Below are 18,800 nucleotides of genomic sequence, written 5' to 3' on the forward strand. Positions count from 1 at the left end.
CTTACCTCAACAACGTGGCCGGATCGGCGCGGCGCAGACTGCGCATGGCCGCCAGCCCCGACACGATGGCCAGGCCCATGCACAATGACAGGCACGCCACGGTGGCCCACGGCCCCAACGCCACTGGCACATTGCGGCTGCGCGCAAGCACCAGGGCCAGGGCGCCAAGCACAGCGCTGCCCAGCAGCCCCAGTGCGCCAACCCAGAACGCCTGCTCCATCACGACCTTGCGCAGCGCGCCCACACCCACGCCGAGGGCGTTAAGCGTGGCGTACTCGCGAATCGAGCCAATCACAGCGGCGACCAGGGTCTGGCTGGTGATCACCACGCCGACCAGAAACACGATGCCAGCAAGGAACAGCACACCCGCGCCAGCGCCGGTATCGAATATCCAGTAGAGCTGTGAACGACGGGCGAAATCCTTGGCGGTCCACACGTCGTAACTGCCGAACGCCGTGTTGCCGCGCAGGCGCGCAGCCACGTCATCGGCATTGGACGGGTCGCGGACTCTGGCCACGAAGTAGGTCATGCGATTGGAGTTGGATGGGTCGGTATCCAGCGATGCCGCGGTGGCGAGTGATGCCACCACGTTGACGCCGCCCAGCGCCCGCAAGCCGTTGCTCACACCCACCACGCGCACGCGATGGCCATTGATCACCGCGCTGTCACCCACGCGAACGCCCAGGTTGTCCAGGTCGGCACGATCGACGATGACCGCATCGGGTTCGTTGAGGCGCGCCCGCAGTGCAAGGGGCAGCGCGCGAGCGAACATCATGCCGTCCGGTCGCGCGTTGATGCCGGAGACGAATACCGACACGCCGCCGGTGTCACTGGGGCCACGCCAGTCGGCGTCCACCCAATGGAACGGTTCGACCGCCGTCACATCCGGGTCCATGCGCAGTCGCATCTCCACGCCCGCGTCGATGGATCGACCGAGATTGACGCTCTGCGTGCCGGGATAGCCGGCCCAAAGGTCAGCCGACGAGCCGGTGATATACACCGCGGCGCTGCCGAAAATGCCGAGTACCAGCGCGACCTGCAGCAGCTGCAGCAGGCCGGCAAAACCTACCGCCACAACGGCAGGGAGAAAGCGGCGCCATTCATAGATAAGCGTTTTGCGTGCGAGCGCGACCATCAGTCGACGCTCCGGGGAAGCGGCGGATTCGGCATGGCGGCGCCGCCCAGCGCCTTGTACAGAGAAACATAGGCGAGGTCGCGTGCTGCGATGGCACTCACCAGTTCCAGCTGAGCACGATGGTTTTCGATCAGCCCGTCCTGCACGTCGAGGTTGCTGCCTAAATTGAGCTCCGCGCGCTTGTTGAGCGCAGCCATGCTGGTGCCCAGCGCCTCGGTCGCGCGCTGCGAAGCTTCTTCGCGCGTGCGCAGTTGCTCCAGGTCGCCCATCGCGGTTTCCGCCTCGGCGACACCCTGCAGCACCGCCTGGCGATAGGCGAGTACAGCGGCTTTGAGCTCGTGATCCTTGGCGTGCGCCGCGGCCACGCGCTGACCCCAATCGAACAAGGGCATATCAATAATGGGGCCGTACGAGAAAATGCCCTCACCCGTATGCACCCGGTAGTTGGAGGCGATGTTGGCCGACCACTGCAGCGATGCGCCGAGGCCAATGTGCGGGTAGATATCTGCGCGGCTCATGCCGAGGTCACCAGCAGCGCGCAGCACGTCAGCTTCGGCGCTGGCGATTTCCGGGCGGGCACGCAGCATGTCGGCAGGTGCCGTAGTCAATTGCCACTGACCAAGGCGCGGCTGTGGGCCAGGCGTCAGCCAGGCCGGATCCGGTTCGGGCTGCCCCAGCAGCACGGCCAGTTGCTGCGCACTGGCATTGATCGCCTGCTGCGGCTCGGACAGCGCGGCTTCGGCATGGGCCAGCTCGGCCTGGGTTTTGGCAACTTCTGCAGGTGGGGCGAGCCTCAGCTGTTCACGCACCTGCACCAGCCGAAGTTTTTCCTGCAGGGCATCGCGGATCGCTGTCAGCAGGCGGGCCTGTTCCTGGGCGGAGCGCAGCTCAATCCAACGGCGGCTGACTTCGGCCACCAGTGACACCTGAGCCCCGCGAAGCGCGGCGTTCGCGCCGTCTAGCTGCCCCTGGGCCTGGCGCTTGGAGCTTTGCCAGGCACCGAACAAAGGCAGTTCCCACAATGCATCGAAGCCGACCACGAAATACGAGGCCGTGGTGTCAGGATCAATGATGTCGTTGGTGCGTCCGTGCAGCGAGGGCAGATACGGGTCATGAGCGTGGCGGCTCAGCAGGCGGGCGGCGCGCATGCGCTCGGCGGCCTGAGCCACATCTAGATTGCCCTTCAGGGCGCGGTCGATGAGGGCATCCAGTTCAGGGTCCCCCAGCGCCTGCCACCAGCCGCGCAGGTCGGCCGTTGGCGGCGCCACGCCCGCCGGCGCATTGCGCCAGGTGTCGGGAACCTGCGGCTTGAGCTCCGGCAGCGGGGCTACGGAACAGCCAGCCAGGACCACGAGCCCCCATGCCAGCAGTCCGCTGGCAAGCAGGTGACGAGGCCGGGAACGTTCAGCTTCCATGTGCGACTGATCCGGTGTGTATTGACGCTGAAACACGAATTTCCTGGATGTTCAGGTGACAAGTGGGGTTTTGCTTGTGACCGGCTGCAGCGCCAACAAGTGCCCAAGCATACCGGAGCCGGCCTCAAACTGGCTTATACGTATCCTTAAAGAGGGGTCGGGACGGGGTGGGGCGCGCAGTATCTTTCGGAAAGAAAGGAGACCGAAAGGGGTGGGTACCTATCGTGTACCCATCCTGCAATACGGAGCTTCACCCTGTGACTGGTTGGACCATTCTCTGCGACTTCGACGGCACCATCTCTGTCGAGGACGTCATCGACTCTCTGCTCGACCGTTTCGGCCGCCCTGGCTGGGAAACGCTGGAGCAGGATTGGCGCGCCGGCCGTATCGGTTCGCGCGAGTGCATGACCGGTCAGGTCAGCCTGCTGGACATGGATCAGAACGAGCTGGACAAGCACCTGTCCTCGTTGTGGATCGATCACCACTTCCCTGATTTCGTGAAGATGGCTCGCTCCACCGGCACGCCCATCCGCGTGGTGAGCGACGGCTTGGACTATGCCATCCGCAAGATTCTCGGCCGCTACGGCCTGGATGACCTGCCGCTGGCCGCCAACCACCTTGCCCCGGCCACGCCGCCGCAGAAGTGGCAGCTCACCTCGCCGTTCCAGGCTGAGGGTTGCCGCAGTGGTACGTGCAAGTGCGCCGTGGCTGCGCAGGCCAGCAAGGGTGGCATGAAGACCCTGCTGATCGGCGATGGCGCTTCGGACTTCTGCGCTGCCGACCGCGTCGATTTCGTTTTCGCCAAGCATCGCCTGATTGAGCATTGCCGCGCTGCGGGCATCCCCTATGTGCCGATTACCGGCTTTGAGGATGCACTGGAGATGTTGCCGCGCTTGCTCGATGGCAGCTTGCTTGCCGAGCATGCGACAGCGACCCCCGCACTTGCCATGGCTTCCTGATCAGTCCCCACCTGATCTCCCCCTTCAAAACGTTTCTGGATTTTCCTGATGAACGCTTACGACAAGAACGCTGGCGTCGTGATTCCCGACGCACAGCTGCTCGCCGATGAGGCTGAGTGGAGCTCCTTTGGCGACACCGTGCACTACGTCGACCCGCCGAAGATCTTCCGCCACGCCGAAGGTAGCTGGATTTACGACACGGCCGAAACGCCGTTCCTCGACCTGCAGATGTGGTACTCGGCGGTCAACTTCGGCTACGGCAACAAGCGTCTGAACGATACGCTGAAGCGCCAGATCGACGTGCTGCCGCAGGTCGCCAGCCAGTACCTGCACCAGACCCGCATCGAGCTGGCCAAGACCATCGCGGTCGACGCGCAGCAGAAGTTTGGCCTGAAGGGTCGCGTGCACTTCAATGTCGGCGGTGCGCAGGCGGTGGAAGACTCGCTGAAGCTCGTGCGTAACTTCAAGAATGGCAAGAGCCTGATGTTCGCCTTCGAAGGCGGCTATCACGGCCGTACGCTGGGCGCGTCGTCCATCACCTCCAGCTACCGCTACCGTCGTCGCTTCGGCCACTTCGGCGAGCGCGCGATGTTCATTCCGTTCCCGTATCCGTTCCGTCGCCCGAAGGGCATGACGCCGGAAGAGTACTCGGACGCTTGCGTGCGCCAGTTCGCCCGCCTGTTCGAAACCGAATACAACGGCGTGTGGGATCCCAAGGTCAATCAGGCTGAGTACGCCGCGTTCTACGTCGAGCCGATCCAGGGTACGGGTGGCTACGTCATCCCGCCGATGAACTTCTTCAAGGACCTGAAGAAGGTGCTGGACCAGTACGGCATCCTGATGGTCGCCGACGAAATCCAGATGGGCTTCTGGCGCACCGGCAAGCTGTGGTCGATCGAGCACTTCGGCGTGACGCCGGACATCATTGTGTTCGGCAAGGCGCTGACCAACGGCCTGAACCCGCTGTCCGGCCTGTGGGCGCGCGAAGAGATGATCAACCCGACCATCTTCCCGCCGGGCTCCACGCACTCCACCTTCAACTCCAACCCGCTGGGCACCTCGTTGGGTCTGGAAGTGATCAAGATGGGTTACGAGCTGGACTACGAGACCACCGTGCCGAAGAAGGGTGCGCACTTCCTCGAAGGTCTGCGCGACCTGCAGAAGCGCCACAAGGAAATCGGCGACGTCGACGGCCTGGGCCTGGCGCTGCGCGCCGAGATCTGTACCGAAGACGGCTTCACGCCGAACAAGGCGCTGCTCGACAAGATGGTGGACATCGGCCTCGCTGGCGACCTGGAGCACAACGGCAAGAAGATCGGCCTCGTGCTCGACGTGGGTGGCTGGTACAAGAACGTCATCACCTTCGCGCCGTCGCTCGACATCACGCACGAAGAGATTGATCTGGCCATCGCGCTGCTCGACCAGCTGCTGACCAAGGCCAAGAAGGCGATGTAATGACGACGACGCGGGGCTACGGCCCCGCGTCGTTTGTTGGAAGTTTGTCTCAAGTAGTTCCCATGCAGGGGATGTGTGACGACGGCGGCTCTTTGGTGTCGCCGTTTTTTTATGCCCGCAAGCGAGCGAGCGCAGGCCCTGCGCCCTAGAAACCTACGACGCGGCTACGGGGGGCATGGCGTGCGCTCCCACAAATGGGGCCTCTCCGTTTGCATTGGCTCCCGTCTTCTGTAGGAGCGCACTTATGCGCGACAAACCAGCGGAGCGGTGCCGATGAAACGTTGCAGTCGCGCACAAGTGCGCTCCTACAAAGGTCAGCTTGACGTTTTGGATGTGCGTGCCGGCGGAAATACCACTTCCACGCGAAGGCCGCCACCGGTGCCGCTGAGGAAACGTACTAGCGCATGATGGCGTTCGGCGATGCGCTGCACGATGGCCAGACCGAGGCCTGTGCCTTCTTCTGTGACGCCGGGTACGCGGAAGAAACGCTCGCCAAGGCGCTCGAGGAAAGCGGGGGGTACGCCCGGGCCGTTGTCTTCCACGCTGAGGCAGACGCCGTTTGCCAGCGCTGCAACTCCCACAGTGACGATGCTGTTGCGGCCGGCATAACGCAGGCTGTTGTCGATGAGGTTGTCGAGCATCTCTTGCAGCGAGATGCGGTCGCCGTCGATCCACAACGGTCCTGATGGGCCCTCATAGCCAAGGTCCACGCCAGCCGCGATGGCATCGTGCACGCGCAAGCTCAATAGTTCCGGGATCAGCTGCGCGAGATCAAGCAGGCACGGGGGAGCGCTCTCGCTCAGCTCGGGTGACTGCGCGCGGGTTAGAGCGAGCAACTGGCTGGAAGCACGGCTGGCGCGCTGGGTCAGGCGCAGGATGTGCTGCAGAGCATCGTTGACCGTTTCCGGGCTGGGGTCAGCCTGTGCGCGCTCCACGTGCACACGCAATCCCGCGAGCGGCGTCTTGAGCTGGTGCGCGGCGTCGGCAATGAAGCGCTCCTGCAAGGCCAGCATGCCGCGCTGGCGCGCGAACAAGCCGTCGATGGTTCGCGTCAGCGGCAGAATTTCCACCGGTACGTCCGCATCGCCGATGGGGGCGAGATCGTGCTCGCGTGCGGCCAGTCGTGCCGTGAGCGGGTCGAGCTGGCGCAGGCCCACGCGCACGCCGTAAAGCACGAGGAAGAACACGCTGGCAATCAACAGTGCCTGCGCGGGGATGGTAAGCAGCAGAATTTCACGCGCTCGCTGGCGACGGTCGTGAAACGTCTCCGCCATGGTCACCGTCAGCTGATCCTGCGGATCGTGCAGATTGGGAATGCGCACGGTGGCGGCCCGCACTTCGCGTACCCTCTGCCGGTTGGTGCGCAGTGAGGTGGTGGTGAGTACTGGTTCACCGTCGACGCTTGGTGCCACCGGTGCTGCCTGCAATTCAGGCGAGCCGGCGAGCAGGCCATGCTTCTGGCTGGTGACGCTGAAGTAGTTGTGACCTTCGGGTGCGTACTCGAGCAGGAAGCGCGCCTGCGGCGAAATCTGCCCGCCGAGATCTTCCTGGCTCAGCATTTGCGCTAGCGTCATGGCGTCGTCGCCAAGGTCGCGGTCGTGCACGTGGTTGGAGTAGATCAGCGCGCCGCTGTAAGTGATCAGGCTTTCGACGATCAACAACAGCATCAACGGCACCAGCAGCGAGGACAGCAGGCGCCGACGCAGGCTTGGCCGGCCATCGGGCTCGATCAAGCGGTAAAGCCACGACTGCTCCTGCTTCGGTGCCGCTTGATTCATGCGTTGGATTCCTTGTCTTCCTTGGCTTCTTCCAACAAATAGCCCAGGCCGCGGATGGTGCGCACCTGCGTGCCGGAATCGGCAAGCTTGCGGCGCAGGCGATAGATGGCGATGTCCAGCCCGTTGTCGGTGAGTTCTTCATCCCAACTGCACAGCGCTTCGACCAGTTGTGCGCGGCTGGTGACGCGGTCTGGGCGTGCGGCAAGCGCTTCGAGCAGGCCGAATTCGCGGGCGGTGAGTTCGAGCGGCGTGTCATCGATCCACGCGCGATGCCCTGGCAGGTCCATGCGCAGGCGGCCGATGGTGAGCTCCGGGGCACCCTGCGAGGTATAGCGGCGCAGCAGGGCGCGCACGCGCGCTTCGAACTCGGCAAGCGCGAACGGTTTCACCAGGTAGTCGTCGGCGCCGAGATCCAGCACGCGCACGCGCTCACGCAGGCCTTCGCGCGCAGTGATAACCAGCACCGGCAGACCCGTGCCGCGCTTGCGCAGCCGCTGCAGCACGTCGGCGCCGTCGAGGTTGGGCAGGCCAAGGTCGAGGATCAGCAGGTCATACGGCGTGTCACGTAGCGCGGCGTCGGCCTTGGCGCCGTCGGTCACGCAGTCCACCGCGTGGCCGCCCTGGCGCAGTGACGCGCTGACACCGGCAGCAATGGAAGGGTCGTCCTCGGCGATCAAAATACGCATATCAAGTTCCAGTAGGGCGGGGGACCGTGGTCGGGGGCACACGGTCGGCCTGGTTCAATGGCGGGTCATTCTCACTATTCCAGCGCCTTGGCTCGACGTCAGGCACCGGGCCACCCAGGTCGGCAGCTTAGCGCCCTGACGCGGCATTGAGACAGTTTGGGTGCGACTCAGTTGCATGGCCCGTGACGCAACATCACTTCAAGTGGAAGTGTGGGCCATCCATGACCTTTGGCCTATAGGAGCTCTGCTCGCCCATACCCCACGCTTCGTGCTCCTTCGGGGGAGGGGTTTTATGGGGAAGCTGTGGGGATGCGGGCTTGCCCGCACGCTGGTGCTGGTGTGGTGCATGGTGTTGCCGTGGGCGGCAAGCGCTCAGGACGCGTCCGCGCCGAGCGCGACGACGCCTGTGATTCCGGCCGTCATTCCGTTGGCGAGAGCGCATGCGTCCGCACCGCGCGAGCCGAGTTCGCCCGATGCTTGGGGTGGCGTGCGCACAGGTAGCGAACCGACGCTTTCCGACCGCGTGGCGAGCTATCGCATTGACGCCGAGCTGGACGCCGTCCGACATAGCGTCAAAGGCAGCGAACAGCTCACCTGGCGCAATCGCAGCGAGCAGCCGGTCAGCCGCATCTACCTTCACCTGTATCTCAACGCATTCCAGAACGAAGGCAGCACCTTCTTTACCGAGCGCAGCGTGTTCGGCGAATCCCGTGGTGCGCCTGCGCTGAAGAAAGGCGAGTGGGGCTGGATGGATCTCAAGAGCATCCAGCAGGGCAACGCGGTGCTGAAATGGGGATACGTGCATCCTGACGACGGTCCGGCGACGGATCAGACGGTCGCCTATGTTGATCTCGCCGAACCGGTGCCGGCAGGCGGCACACTCAAGCTCGATATCGACTTCATCAGTCAGCTGCCGCGCGTGGTAGCGCGCACCGGCTGGTGGGGCAACTTCAATCTGGTGGCGCAATGGTTCCCCAAGATCGGTGTGCTTGAACTACCGGGGGAGCGTGGTGCGACACACGCGCAGTGGAACGTGCACGAGTTCCATTTCAACAGCGAGTTCTACGCCGACTTCGGCAGCTACGACGTGCGCCTTACCGTGCCTTCCGATTACACGGTGGGTGCCGTCGGTGCGCTGCAGGACGAGCCGGAAGATGCCGACGGCAAGACCACGTATCACTTCGTGCAAGACGACGTACACGATTTCGCGTGGGTGGCCGCCAAAGACTACGAGACCTTGAACGGCAGCTGGCAGGGGCCGGGCAGCCCGCGCGTGGCGGTGCGCGTCATCTATCCGCCGGAGTACGCGGCCAGTGCGCCGCCCGTGCTCAAGGCAACGCTCGACTCGCTCAGCTATTTCTCCAACACGTTGGGGCCGTACCCGTATCGCACGGTGACTGCGGTGGTGCCGCCGTTCAATGCGGATGACGCCGGTGGCATGGAGTACCCGACGTTCTTTACTGCCGAGGGTTACGCCAAGATCGATCAAGGCACCATGGATCAGTGGGAGATCGACTTCGTGACCATTCACGAATTTGGTCACGGCTACTTCTACGGCCTGCTCGCCTCGAACGAATTCGAGGAGCCGATGCTTGATGAGGGCATGAACGAATACTGGGACGAGCGCATGCTGCGCGAACGTCATCAGCGCGTGCTGGTGCCCAGTTCATGGGCACGGCGCGCAGGCATCACGCCGTCGGCAGAGGTGTTTGCGCTTGAACGGTATTGGGCAGGGTTGTCGCGGCCTCACGACGCGCTGGGGGAAAACAGTTGGGATCGTTATTCCAGCTCCAGCTACGGCACCGTGTATTCACGCACGGCGACCGCTATGCACGATCTGGAAGAGCGCCTCGGCAAGCCGGTGATGGAACGTGCGTTTCGCGAGTACTACCGTCGCTGGCGCTTCCGCCATCCGTCCGTGGCCGATCTGCGGTCAGCGTTGATCGATGTCTCGGGCAATGCTCGCGCCGTCAATGAGGTCTTCGATCAGTTTGTCTACGGCACGGCACGTATCGATGATCGCGTAGACACTATCTCCAATCAGGAAGTGCTGCCGCAGGCTGGCAGTTGGGCAAAGCACGGCGAACGCAAAGAGCTGTCCGGTGATGATCGCGATGAGCAAGTTATCAAGCAGCGCAATGCCTGGCGTCAATCGCATCCGGATGCGACAGCAAGCAGTGCTGGGCCGTACCTCTGGCGAGGCACGGTAAGCGTGGTGCGTGAGGGGGCGGCGGTGCCACAGCTGCTGCGTGTCACCTTCGCCGATGGCAGCCACGAAGATGTGCATTGGGACGACGATCGCCGCTGGGCGCGATTCGTGTTCACGCGACCGACCAAGGTGGTGGCTGCCGAGCTCGATCCCGAGCAGAAGATGCTGCTCGATGCGAACAAACTCAACGACAGCCGCACAGTGAAGTCAGACCCTTCCGCTTCGCGCCGCTGGACTGCCGATGTGGCAGCCGTGCTGCAAGCCTTCTACGCTTTTCTGGTGACGCTGTGATGGCCTACAAGAGTTCCCGACGTGTGGATGTGAGTGCGGTGGCGATGGCACCGTTTGCAGCGTTGCAATGGCGCCTGCTGTTGCTTTGGATGCTGGCTTTGCTTCTGCCGACAGTCATCGCTGCGTTGCCGTTGCTGCAGGTGCTGGGTGGGTTGCTCGATCACTCCGTGCATGCGCGCCACTGGGCGATGCAGTTTGATGGTTTGATGTTCAGCGATGTGGCGCCTTCGCTGATGCACCAACAAGGTGTGCTGCATGGCGCAGCAGTAGCGAGTTTGTTGCTGACCGTGCTGCTGCTGCCGTGGCTCAACGGCATGGTAGTGGCCAGTGGGCGGGCCGGGCGTGCCTTGGGCTTCGGTGCGCTGCTGCAAGGTGGCCTGACCGAGTACGGCCGCATGTTCCGCCTGCTGCTGTGGTCGTTGCTGCCTTACGCTGTTGCCGGCTATCTGATGCAAATGGGCTGGGACCACGCCGACGATCGCTCCGATGCTGCCGTGCTGGAATCGCAGGCCACGGGGGCGCAACACATTGCGTGGTGGCTATCGGGTGTGGCGCTGGTGATGGCACAGGCATGGGTGGAATCTGCGCGCGCTGCGTTCATCGCCGATGTCGGCTTGCGCTCCGCAACGGTGGCGATGCTGCGCGGTCTGGTGCAGCTGGTGCGCCGGCCGTTTTCGACCTTGCTCACCTATGTACTGGTGACCGCCATCGGCTTTGCGCTTGCGATGGCGCTGGGTCTGGCGCGCGTGCGCATGCTGGCGGTAGGCACCGACGGCTTGCTGTTTGGATTCCTGCTGAGCCAGCTGATCGTCGTCGTGCTGGGGTGGATGCGCATCGCGCGCCTGTTTGCGCTGGCCGATGTGGCTCGTTCGCTGGGTGGGGTGCGGCGATCCAGTCTGTTGTGACCTAAACCTGACTTCGCCGCGCTCAGTGCGCGGGCAGGCGGGCCAGCACGATTTCGCCGCCGCCTTCGATGCGCACCGGATGACCTGGAATAGGGTCGATCCACATCATGTCGTTCGGTGCCATTTCCTGCGAGCGGTGGTCGGCGATGACTTTGGCGTGTCCGGTCATAAGCATCAGCAGCCAACGCCAGCCATTCGGTGCCAGCAAGACCATGGCGCCATTGAGCGGACGGGCGATCAGTTCGCCTTGCGTGTCGCCGCGCAGTTTGAGATTGAGCGTGCGTGTGGGGCTTTCCGGTACGCAGGTGTCCGGGTCGTTCACCTGATCAAAGCGGACAACCTGGAACCGGTCCAGGTGTTGCTTGCGACCATCGGGAAAAAGGATGTCCGCGGCGGCATCCAGCGCCACAAACTGCCGGCGAAGGTCAGCATGTGCCGGAAAATCCACGTCCTGTGCCATCAGGATCAGGGTGAGTTGCCACGTCCACGCGTCGCCATCAGGTCCACGGGCAATTTCGGTGATGATGGCGCTGCCGTCGGAGCATGGCTCACCACTCAGCCCTTCGACGGGTAGGCGACTTAGCTGGCTCATGCCGAGGCACGGCGCCGTTCGGGGCACGGCGGGTAGTACGCGAAAACGTGGTTATGGGCGCCGAAGAAATCCATGTCTTCGATGTGCTCGCCGCCCAGTCGCTCGGCGACGCGGTCGGACGCGTCGTTACCGATCTTCACCAGGCTGATCACCCGCGGTGCATTCAACGTGTGCCAGGCGAACGCCAGAATGGCGTCGCCGGCTTCCGTCGCGTAGCCGTGGTGGCGAAACTCCGGCTTGAGCATCCAGCCGAGCTCGAGGTCGGGCCAGCCTTCTGGCCGCATCAGGCCAGCACGCCCGATGAATTCGCCGGTGTCCTTCAGCTCCAGCGCCCACATGCCGTAGCCTCGCAGCTGCCAATGGCCAATCAGCATGGCGAGCGAACGCCAGGCGTTGGTGCGGTCCAGCGGCTGGCCATCGCCGACCCAGCGGGTGCTGGCGGGGTCGGCCAGCATGGCCGCGTAATCGTTGAAATGGCGCTCGGCGAGAGCGGTAAGGCGCAGGCGCGCTGTTTCAATGACGGGTATGGCGATCATGGGTTTCAACAAGCAAGCCGGGTGCCATCAAGCAGGGCAGCCAGCGCACGGGTGCTGATGCCAAGACTCTCGACCCAGGGCAGGCCGATGATCTTGCGACCGGTGGCGGTGTCGACGAAGGCTTCTTCTTCGCCGGGTGGCAGCAGGTGGCGATAGTCCACCGTGATCTCGGTGCCGGCGGGCAGGTCACGCGAGGCGAACACGAAGCCCAGGTGCCACAGGCCGGTCGGTTCGAAGCTGTGGTTGATGTAGCACTCGTCGGGCCAGTCCGGCGACACGGTGTAACGGTCTTCAAACCAGCGGGCACTTGCGTACAGCTGCGCAGACAGCTCTGGCGAGCCGACGAGCTCGTCATACCGGTAGGTGCGGTCAATGGCGTCCGGCGCGGTGACGATGTGTCCGGCCGCGACATCTTGTTCCAGAAACAGCCCCTGACCTGCGCCAGCAATGAGCGACGCAGCAATGCGATAACGCGGAACGATCATGGCGGCCCTTACAGGCTCTTGAGGTTGCACGGCGGGCGAGTGTAGGCCGAACCGGCCGGGGTTGCCAGACCCGGCCGGTGAGTGGTTACTGAACGCAAGTTACTGAACGGTTTGGTTAATCGCCCGAGGCCTTGGTGGACTTGCTTGCCTTGGTGCTCGCCTTGGCGGGCGCGGGCGTTGGAGTTGCCGCTTTAGCGTCTCCCGATGCGTCGGTCAGCAGGATGGCGCTGCGGTTGCGGTCCAGCGTGGCCGGGCCGATGCCCTTGACCTGTGAAAGGTCATCGACGCTCTTGAACGGCCCGTGTGCTTCGCGATACGCCACGATGGCCGCCGCTTTCGACGGGCCGATGCCATCGAGCGAGTGGGCGAGCGTGGTGGCATCGGCCGTGTTGACGTTGACGGGCGTGGATGCAAACGCTGGCCAGGCCAGTGCAAAGGTCAACAATGCGGCAGCGATGTGTTTGATCATGACTTCCTCCCTTGGGTGAATGCGGCCTCCAGTGACCGCCCGGTAACTCTGCCTAGTCGCGCTGCCTCTGACCTGTCGGCAGGGCAGACGTCGTGATGGCGATTTGTGCGCGGCTTCTTGTGGGCTTGGGCGCGCTCACGGGTGTCCACGCCCAGGCTGATACAATCGCGCTCTTTCCCCACGCTGCAGGAGTCGCTCATGGATACCGCCCGCCTCAACCGTTTCATCAGCGGACTTTGGGACGAGGAGATCGTGCCGCAGCTGGTGGAATACATCCGCATACCCAACAAGTCGCCGATGTTCGATCCCAAGTGGGTGGAGCACGGTTATATGGATGCGGCGGTGAAGCTGATGGAGACCTGGGCGCACAGCAAGCTGTCCTCACTGCCTGGCGCCAAGCTGGAAGTGGTGCGCCTCGAGGGCCGCACGCCGCTGATCTATATCGAGGTGCCGGGTTCGGGCGACGACACCGTGGTGCTCTACGGTCACCTCGACAAGCAACCGGAAATGACCGGTTGGGCCGAAGGCCTCGGCCCGTGGACGCCGGTGATCAAGGGCGACAAGCTTTATGGTCGCGGCGGTGCGGACGACGGCTACGCCATCTTCGGTTCGCTCGCTGCACTGCTGGCGCTGCATGAACAGGGCGTGCCGCACGCGCGTTGCGTCATCCTGATCGAAGCCTGCGAAGAATCCGGCAGCTATGACCTGCCGTACTACGTCGATCATCTGGCCGATCGCATTGGCAACCCCTCGCTGGTGGTGTGCCTCGACTCTGGTTGCGGCAACTACGACCAGCTGTGGCTCACCACCTCGCTGCGCGGCATGACCGGCGGCGAGCTCACCGTGCAGGTGCTGGAAGAGGGCGTGCACTCGGGTGACGCTTCCGGCGTGGTGCCGTCGAGCTTCCGCATCCTGCGCGATCTGTTGAGCCGCCTGGAAGACCAGGAAACCGGCACCATCAAGCCGAAGGAGCTCTACGTCGAGATTCCGCCGCAGCGCATCGAGCAGGCGAAGAAGTCCGCGGAAGTGCTGGGCACGGCGGTCTACGACAAGTTCCCGTTCGTGGAAGGCATGCACCCGGTCACAGAGGACCTCACCGAGCTGGTGCTCAACCGTACCTGGCGCCCGCAGTTGGCTGTGACTGGCGTGGATGGCATGCCGCCGCTGGACAGCGCCGGCAACGTGCTGCGCCCGAAAACCTCGGTAAAGCTCAGCCTGCGTGTGCCGCCGACGCTCAATGGCGCCAAGGCCGGCCAGTTCCTCAAGCAGCTGCTGGAGAAGGATCCGCCGTACGGCGCCAAGGTCACCTTCAAGCTGGAGAAGGACGGCAGCGGCTGGAATGCACCGCAGCTGTCGTCGTGGCTGGAGCAGGCCGTGGCCAAGGCCTCGGAAACCTACTTCGGCGCACCGGCGGCTTACATGGGCGAGGGTGGCAGCATTCCCTTCATGGGCATGCTGGGCGAGAAGTTCCCCAAGGCGCAGTTCCTTATCACCGGCGTGCTGGGCCCGCACTCCAATGCGCACGGTCCGAACGAGTTCCTGCACATTCCCACCGGCAAGAAGGTGTCGATGGTGGTTGCCGATGTGGTGGCGCGCCATTACGAGCAGGGCGCCAAGGCCTGACCATGACCGTCGCCCCGGCTCCTGCCGGGGCGCACCCATGGCCCGCCACGGATAGTGCGCGGGCCTCGCAGGGTTATCCGCGATGATCGACTCCGACTACTCCTACCTCGCCGAGAACTGGGCGTCCGTGCGCGAGCGGGTCGACGCCGCCTGCCATGCGGTGGGGCGCGATCCGGCCGAGGTATCGATCCTGCCGGTCAGCAAGACCTTTGGCCCCGACGTGGTGCGTGCTGCCATGGCGCTGGGCCTGAACCGGTTCGGCGAGAACAAGGTGCAGGAGATCCGCAGCAAGGCCGAGGCCTTGGCGGGCAGTGGCATTGACTGGGTAGTGATTGGTCACCTGCAGACCAACAAAGCCAAGGATGTGGCTCGACTGGCCAGCGAGGTGCAGTCGCTGGACCGGCTGGAGCTGGCCGAAGCGCTGGATCGCCGGCTGCAACTCGAAGGGCGCACCATCGATGTGCTTGTCGAGGTGAAGACCTCACCCGAGGAGAGCAAGCATGGCCTGCCGCCGGACCAACTGCCCGGCTTCCTCGACGCCTTGCGTGCCTATCCCAGCCTACGCGTGCAGGGCCTGATGACCCTGGCCGTACAGTCGGAAGACCCTGAGGCGGTACGTGCCTGCTTCCGCCAATTGCGTCAGCTGCGTACCGCAGCCCAAGCACAAGGCCATGATCTGACTAGGCTTTCCATGGGCATGAGCGGTGATTTTCCGCTAGCCATCGCCGAAGGGGCTACCGAGGTACGGGTCGGAACGGCCATCTTCGGAAAAAGAGTGAGACACGTCTGAAAAGTACGGTACCGAATGGATCAATTAGTTTACTAATTGATCAAGAAATAAACATTTCATACATATTTCGCGTTTAAAAACAATCGGTTGAGCGTAAAGCATCGGCCGTGCCAAATTTTGAAACGACAGGGTTTAGTTAACCCCGATCGAACAAACGGCCTATATCCCTTTGCTAAGTTCACACCTTCATCACGGCCCGCCGGTCGTAACGACGGCGTAACTCCACGAACTGCAAAGGGATTTGTCCCACATGCCAACGAAGCGATTGATCGCCGCTGCTGCGCTTGCTGGTGCACTGCTTACGTCCCTCCCGCTCTTCGCTGAACCGCTTACCGCCACCACCCCGGCTGCTGCGCCGACCGCTACGTCGACCACCACTTCCAACGTTGCTCCCAACCTGATGGGCTCCCTCTCGGTGTTCGCACCGGCCGCGATGCTCGCGCAGTCGGCCATGCCGGCCCGCGCTGCCCAGGCTGCCAAGCCGTCGGGCTGGGGTGGTGAAGAAGACGATATGGACGCCGACGGCATGCCGACCAGCGGCGTCGCCAACGGTGCCGTCGCCGCGCTGGCCAACGACACCTCTGATCTGCGCAAGACCCTGATCAGCCTGGCCATGCAGCTGCGTGACATCCGCTATGTGCGCGGTGGACGTGACCCGTCCACCGGCTTCGATTGCAGCGGCTTCGTTCGCTACGTGTTTGCGCATTCGGTGGGCCTCGAATTGCCGACCAATTCCGCTTCCCAGTTCCTGGCTGGCCTCAAGGTCAACCGCGAGGAAATGAAGCCGGGCGATCTCGTGTTCTTCCGCACCGCCGGCAAGCGTGGTCAGGGCCGCATCTCGCACGTGGGTATCTACATCGCCAACGGCCAGTTCATTCATTCGCCCTCGCGCGGCAAGACCGTTCGCGTGGACAGCCTGGAAGAATCGTATTGGGCTCAGCGTTTCGCCGGCGCCAAGCGCCCGGGTGCGCTGGTTCGCAGCTGATAGCCATCGCTTCGACAGTCAAAGGCCGTCCCTATGGACGGCCTTTTTTTGTGTCCGTGGAAAGCTGATCAAACCAAAGCAGTTCAACTACCCAGTTGCTGCAACTCGTCCGACTCGGCAATACGCAAGCCGTCGCCCGGTATCTTTGCCAGTCGCCACATCGCTCGCGCCACCGTACCGGCGCTGATACCACGCCAGCGACCCGGCAGCAGGTGAGAGAAGGGTGCGGCAAGCACTTCACCCATGCGGGGCTTGTGGCGCGCGCCAAGCAGCAGGGAGGGACGCACGATGGTCAGCCGCGGCCACTCCTGTTTCTGCAGTGCCAATTCCAGCTCGCCTTTGGTGCGGTTGTAGAACAGGCGGGAAGACGGGTCTGCGCCCAGTGCGCTGATCACTACATAGTGCGTAGCGCCCAGGGCGAGTGCGTGCCGACCCAGTGAGAGCGGTAGGTCGTAGTCCACCATGCGAAACGCTTCGCGTGATCCGGCCTGGCGAATGGTCGTGCCCAGGCAACAGAACACGGTGTCGACCGGGCCGTGCAACTGTGTGGCCAGGTGGCTCACCATGCCCACCGGATTTTCCAGCCTGGGATGCGCCGGCAAGGCATGGCGTGTCGGCGCGAGCACGTGCGCCACGCTGGTGTCTTCCAGCAGCAGGGTCAGCAGCTCGCGGCCGGTGAGGCCGGTGGCGCCTGCAATCAACACGTGGTTCATGGACATGCCCATGGAGCCATTCTACGGCGAGTGCGACAGGCTGCATGGGCCGGTGTGAATAGGCCGTCCAGCCGGGATGAGCATGGGCTGGATAGGGCGCTTAGAGCCCTTGCATGCTTTCCGGGCGGCGGTAGTCGCTGCCGGGTTTCCACTGCGGGTAGCTGTCTTCCATCGACAGCCGGCTGCCGACCATGAACAGGGCGCGCACATCCTCCACCATGCCGCTGAGGTTCCAGCGCGGGTCAAACGCATCGCTCGGGGCGGACGTATCGCCCCCGGTGGGCGCTGCGTCGGGCTGGGTGGCGGCCGAGCGCGCATAGAGCACGGGGACGCCGGCTCGCGCAAAGCTCAGCTGATCCGAACGGAAAAAGAAGCCTTTCTCCGGCGCGATGTCGGGTGTCACGACGCGGCGTTGCGCATGTGCTGCATCGGCCAGGTAATCGTCGAGCTGCGACTGGCCAAAACCGATCACGGCGAGCGCGCTAGCCGGTCCGTTGACCGGCAGCATGTCGAGATTGATATCGGCAATCGTGCGCGCCAGCGGAACCAGTGGATTGGACACGTAATAGCGCGAGCCCAGTAATCCGTTTTCGTCCATGGTGGTGGCAATGAACAGGATAGAGCGGTGAGGCTTGGGTGCGCGATGCGCAAAAGCTTCGGCGATCTTCAACAGGCCGGCGACGCCGCTGGCGTTGTCTACCGTGCCGTGCGGTGCCTCGTCATTTGGCGTTACATGATCCCAGTGCGCGGAATACACGATCACTTCGTCCGCGCGCTTGGTGCCGTTGAGCCGCGCGACGACGTTTTGCGATTCGCCGTGGCTGATGGTGCTGTCGAACGACACACTCAGCGTGGCGTTCAATGGCACGGCGGTGAAACCGCGCAGTCCGGCGCGGTGTTTGAGCGCATCGAAATCGGCACCGGCATGCGCGAACAACTGGCGAGCCGCTTCAGTAGAAAGCCACCCAGCCACGGGCAGGCGGCGCGGATCACCCTCCGCCTTGGGCAGGTCGAGACGCGGCAGGCTCCAGCTACGTTGCACGGCTTCCCACGGGTAACCGGCAGCATCGGTGTCGTGCACGATGAAGGCAGCGGTCGCACCTTGGCGTGCGGCCTCTTCGAATTTGTAAGTCCAACGCCCGAAGTAGGTGTATTCGCGGCCTTTGAACAGCTTGGGATCCTGCGTGGCCCAACCGGGATCATTGACCAGAATGATGACGGTCTTGCCCTTCAGGTCGGGGGCACCCAGATAGTCGTTCCAGTGCTCGCCGGGGGCATCGACGCCATAGCCGAGGAACACGAGCGGTGATGCAGTCAGCGACGCGTGCGCCTGCTCATCGAGCGTGCCCACCACCATGTCCTTGCCGAAGCTCAGCGCGGTGGTGGCATCGCCGCTCGCGACGGTGAGCTTCACCTGGTCGCTATGCTGCAGCGTTGCGGCGACATAAGGCACCGACTGCAGCCAGCTACCTTGGTTGCCAGGCGTCAGTCCCATGCGTTCGAATTGCTGGATCAAATACTGCGTGGTGCGCTGTTCGGCTTCGCCGCCAATGGTGCGGCCAAGCAAACTGTCGGATGAAAGCGCCTTCATGTGCTGCGCGATGTCGTCCGCCACGATGCCGGGCGAGAAGGTGTAGTTCGACGCCGGGGTAGCGCTGGTCTCGCTGCGGTCGTTACCGACATTGGCTTGGTGATGCTGACAGGCGCAGAGCACAAGGCTCAGCATCGCAATGGACCACAGGTGACGCATATAGGCTCTATTGCGGAGCGGGGT

General features: G+C 63.6%; 17 protein-coding genes. 7 read left to right on the plus strand and 10 right to left on the minus strand.

Going from position 1 to position 18,800, the window contains the following annotated elements; translation table 11 throughout:
• Position 1: 1 nt before the first annotated feature.
• Complete coding sequence (locus tag AC0GUR_RS00745; protein WP_472875545.1) at positions 2–1,135, minus strand: ABC transporter permease; 1,134 nt, start codon at positions 1,133–1,135, stop codon at positions 2–4.
• Complete coding sequence (locus AC0GUR_RS00750) at positions 1,135–2,550, minus strand: TolC family protein (RefSeq protein ID WP_472875546.1); 1,416 nt, start codon at positions 2,548–2,550, stop codon at positions 1,135–1,137. Before AC0GUR_RS00750 ends, AC0GUR_RS00745 begins: the two co-directional genes overlap by 1 nt.
• 257 nt (positions 2,551–2,807) lie before the next feature.
• On the opposite strand from AC0GUR_RS00750, the gene AC0GUR_RS00755 reads away from it, so the two are divergent.
• Positions 2,808–3,509 (plus strand): MtnX-like HAD-IB family phosphatase, encoded by a 702-nt coding sequence (locus tag AC0GUR_RS00755; protein ID WP_472875547.1) that lies wholly within the window; start codon positions 2,808–2,810, stop codon positions 3,507–3,509.
• A gap of 48 nt (positions 3,510–3,557) precedes the next feature.
• Positions 3,558–4,964: an aspartate aminotransferase family protein gene (locus AC0GUR_RS00760; RefSeq protein ID WP_472875548.1), complete on the plus strand. Its 1,407-nt coding sequence runs from the start codon at positions 3,558–3,560 to the stop codon at positions 4,962–4,964.
• A 314-nt stretch (positions 4,965–5,278) separates the two neighbouring features.
• Here the strand turns inward: AC0GUR_RS00760 and AC0GUR_RS00765 are convergent, their stop codons facing one another.
• Positions 5,279–6,742 carry a sensor histidine kinase gene (locus AC0GUR_RS00765; protein ID WP_472875549.1) on the minus strand — a complete coding sequence of 488 codons (1,464 nt, stop codon included), beginning with the start codon at positions 6,740–6,742 and terminating at the stop codon, positions 5,279–5,281.
• Positions 6,739–7,428, minus strand: a complete 690-nt coding sequence (locus AC0GUR_RS00770) for a response regulator (RefSeq protein WP_472875550.1) — start codon at positions 7,426–7,428, stop codon at positions 6,739–6,741. The genes AC0GUR_RS00765 and AC0GUR_RS00770 overlap by 4 nt, the downstream gene beginning before the upstream one ends.
• A gap of 292 nt (positions 7,429–7,720) precedes the next feature.
• Between AC0GUR_RS00770 and AC0GUR_RS00775 the strand changes: the two genes are divergently transcribed.
• Complete coding sequence (locus AC0GUR_RS00775) at positions 7,721–9,928, plus strand: M1 family metallopeptidase (protein ID WP_472875551.1); 2,208 nt, start codon at positions 7,721–7,723, stop codon at positions 9,926–9,928.
• Positions 9,928–10,833: a hypothetical protein gene (locus tag AC0GUR_RS00780; RefSeq protein ID WP_472875552.1), complete on the plus strand. Its 906-nt coding sequence runs from the start codon at positions 9,928–9,930 to the stop codon at positions 10,831–10,833. Before AC0GUR_RS00775 ends, AC0GUR_RS00780 begins: the two co-directional genes overlap by 1 nt.
• A 22-nt stretch (positions 10,834–10,855) precedes the next feature.
• Here AC0GUR_RS00780 and AC0GUR_RS00785 read toward each other — a convergent pair whose 3' ends face one another.
• From AC0GUR_RS00785 to AC0GUR_RS00800, 4 genes are all read right to left on the minus strand, one after another.
• Positions 10,856–11,425 (minus strand): HutD family protein, encoded by a 570-nt coding sequence (locus tag AC0GUR_RS00785; RefSeq protein ID WP_472875553.1) that lies wholly within the window; start codon positions 11,423–11,425, stop codon positions 10,856–10,858.
• Entirely contained in the window at positions 11,422–11,961 is a 540-nt protein-coding gene (locus AC0GUR_RS00790) for a GNAT family N-acetyltransferase (protein ID WP_472875554.1), read from the minus strand. The genes AC0GUR_RS00785 and AC0GUR_RS00790 overlap by 4 nt, the downstream gene beginning before the upstream one ends.
• A gap of 5 nt (positions 11,962–11,966) precedes the next feature.
• Positions 11,967–12,446 carry an SET domain-containing protein-lysine N-methyltransferase gene (locus tag AC0GUR_RS00795; RefSeq protein ID WP_472875555.1) on the minus strand — a complete coding sequence of 160 codons (480 nt, stop codon included), beginning with the start codon at positions 12,444–12,446 and terminating at the stop codon, positions 11,967–11,969.
• Positions 12,447–12,561: 115 nt separating this feature from the next.
• Positions 12,562–12,915, minus strand: a complete 354-nt coding sequence (locus AC0GUR_RS00800) for a ComEA family DNA-binding protein (RefSeq protein WP_472875556.1) — start codon at positions 12,913–12,915, stop codon at positions 12,562–12,564.
• 198 nt (positions 12,916–13,113) lie between these two features.
• Here AC0GUR_RS00800 and AC0GUR_RS00805 point away from each other — a divergent pair, with 198 nt between their 5' ends.
• From AC0GUR_RS00805 to AC0GUR_RS00815, 3 genes are all read left to right on the plus strand, one after another.
• Positions 13,114–14,538 (plus strand): M20 family metallopeptidase, encoded by a 1,425-nt coding sequence (locus tag AC0GUR_RS00805; RefSeq protein ID WP_472875557.1) that lies wholly within the window; start codon positions 13,114–13,116, stop codon positions 14,536–14,538.
• A gap of 82 nt (positions 14,539–14,620) precedes the next feature.
• On the plus strand, positions 14,621–15,328 hold the full coding sequence (locus tag AC0GUR_RS00810; RefSeq protein WP_472875558.1) for a YggS family pyridoxal phosphate-dependent enzyme: 708 nt from the start codon (positions 14,621–14,623) through the stop codon (positions 15,326–15,328).
• 250 nt (positions 15,329–15,578) lie between these two features.
• Entirely contained in the window at positions 15,579–16,313 is a 735-nt protein-coding gene (locus tag AC0GUR_RS00815) for a C40 family peptidase (RefSeq protein WP_472875559.1), read from the plus strand.
• A gap of 83 nt (positions 16,314–16,396) precedes the next feature.
• On the opposite strand, the gene AC0GUR_RS00820 is transcribed toward AC0GUR_RS00815, so the two are convergent.
• Together AC0GUR_RS00820 and AC0GUR_RS00825 are read right to left on the minus strand one after the other, a co-directional pair.
• The gene (locus tag AC0GUR_RS00820) at positions 16,397–17,032 is read right to left on the minus strand and encodes a Rossmann-fold NAD(P)-binding domain-containing protein (protein ID WP_472875560.1); all 636 of its coding nucleotides are present in this window, start codon (positions 17,030–17,032) and stop codon (positions 16,397–16,399) included.
• A gap of 94 nt (positions 17,033–17,126) precedes the next feature.
• Positions 17,127–18,776 carry a M28 family peptidase gene (locus AC0GUR_RS00825; protein ID WP_472875561.1) on the minus strand — a complete coding sequence of 550 codons (1,650 nt, stop codon included), beginning with the start codon at positions 18,774–18,776 and terminating at the stop codon, positions 17,127–17,129.
• Between the last annotated feature and the right edge of the window lie 24 nt (positions 18,777–18,800).

Source organism: Dyella sp. PARNA 12/25, assembly GCF_055702865.1.